This is a genomic window from Pseudomonas sp. HMWF006 (genome assembly GCF_003061205.1).
Lineage (GTDB): Bacteria > Pseudomonadota > Gammaproteobacteria > Pseudomonadales > Pseudomonadaceae > Aquipseudomonas > Aquipseudomonas monsensis.
This window is the reverse complement of the sequence record NZ_QAIU01000289.1, coordinates 1-2,080: the sequence shown is the minus strand read 5'-3', so window position 1 is coordinate 2,080 and position 2,080 is coordinate 1. Positions and strand designations below refer to the sequence as shown.

1 protein-coding gene is annotated in these 2,080 nt (G+C 61.8%); it reads left to right on the top strand.

Going from position 1 to position 2,080, the window contains the following annotated elements; all coding sequences use genetic code 11:
- Positions 1-2,080 (top strand): xanthine dehydrogenase family protein molybdopterin-binding subunit (locus DBR24_RS11840; RefSeq protein WP_256591416.1); only part of this gene is annotated, 2,080 nt, incomplete at both ends.

Below are 2,080 nucleotides of genomic sequence, written 5' to 3'. Positions count from 1 at the left end.
GCGTAACGATGCCCTGTCCAAGGTCTGCGGCAGCAAGGTATTTGCCCGCGACATTCGCTCCAGGGACATGCCGGGCTGGCCTGAGCAACAAGGCCACGCCATGCTGCTGAAAACCATCAAGGCCGACCGTATCTACGACGGCTATGACCTGTCGTGGCTCGGCGCCGACTTGCAACCTGACCGTATCGTCACCGCTGCCGACCTGGACAAGGACGGCATCGTGTTCCCCGAAGAGCACGCGCCGGATCCCTTGCTGCCTGAAGGCAAGGTACCGATGTTCATCGGTCATCCGGTAGCGATCCTGATCTGGAACGATTTCGAACGTTTCCGCCAGGCCAAGAACAAACTCAAATTCAATGACAAGGCGATTCGTTACGGTGCGCAAGTGCCGTACTACGAAGGCGACCCCTATGGCAGCTTCCGCTACGTGCGCGTGGGCGGTCCGACTTCGGCCGATGAAGACGAGTTCGCCAGCCTCAAGGACTCGATCCTGTTCCCGATGCTGAAAAACCGTCGCCCGGTGTGGAATTCCCAGCCGAACCTGCACGGTAACCTGACCGAGCGTGGGCTGTTCTACGCCGACCGCATGAAGCAGCAGATCGACACGCCGCCGGACAACTGGCTGGTGTTCGACGAGCGCTACAAGACCCCGTCGATCGAGCCGGCCGCTATGGAACCGGACAACGGCAACGGCTGGTACGACCCGAAAACCAAGACCCTGCACTTCGTGGTGGCCACCCAGTGCCCGCTGGAAGCTGCAACCGAGACTGCGAAAATGATCGCGCCGTCTCGTTTCGGCCTGGCCAACCTGAACATGCACCCGGGTTACACCGTGGGTTACGGTTCCAAAGACCACAATATCTTCGTCTACTACGCCGCCCTCGCTGCGCTGTACGGCGCCGGTGTGCCGATTCGTCTGGCAAACGACCGCTACGAGCAGTTCCAGAGCGGGATCAAGCGTCACCCGTTCGACATCCGCTACCAACTGGCGGTGGACAAGAACGACTACAGCTTCAAGATTTTCCGCGCCGAAATGAGCGTCGACGGCGGCGGTCGGATCAACTACAGCCCGTCGGTAGCAGCAGTGGGCGCCACGGCGGCGCAGTCGATCTACTACATGCCGCAGAACGATCTGCAGGTCACCGCTTACCACTCGCGCGGTGTTGAAGCCGGTTCGATGCGCGGCTACGGCACCCTGCAAAGCATGGCCTCGACCGAAATGATGGTCGACGAAATCGCCAATCGCCTCGGTGTCGACGCGATCGACCTGCGTCGCAAGAACGCCCTGCGGTCCGGCATGAAAAACACTCAGGGTGCGATCCCCGCCGGTGCCTTGCGCCTGCACGAGATTCTCGACAAGGCGTCGGTGCACGAAGTCTGGAAAAACCGCGACGCGATCAAGCAGCAGCGTGAAGCCGCCGACCCGGACAACTGGTATGGCGTGGGTTTTGCCATTTGCCAGAAAGACTTCGGCACCGGCTCGGAAGCGCCGATGGCCAGCATCGAATTCACCGCTGAAGGTCGCATCAGCCTGCGTCACATCGGAATCGAAATCGGCACCGGCATGTCCACTTCGCAAGCGCTGGTGGTGGCCGACTTCCTCGGCAGCCCGGCGCATGAGGTGAAGACCGGTGAGACCGAATGGAAGGAAATGCAGCTGATCACCAGCGGCAATCCTTACATCATGAGCCAGGCCGAGCAGGACAACCTGCTGCGCAACCCGCGCTGGGTCGGCAAGCTGGCCTCGGCGTCATCGGCGACCAACTCGGCTTACTACTTCAGCCACGCCACCCGTGAAGCGGCGCGCGTGCTGTTCAACCACGGTTTGTGGCCGGCGGCGCTGGAGATCTGGCGTCAGGGCCCGTATGGCGGGCAGGCCAACCCCTATGTGGTGCGTCGCGAAGATGCGCATTGGGTCGATGGCAAACTCACAGCTAACGGCATGCAGCCGCTGAGCTTTGAAGAGCTGGCCAAGCGCGCTCACGAGCGGGGTCTGGTCACCGCTGCCACCGTCCACGGTTTCAATCGCTGGAGCTGGGCCGAGGCCGAGTACAGCATCGAGCGGCAGACTCTCGCGCAC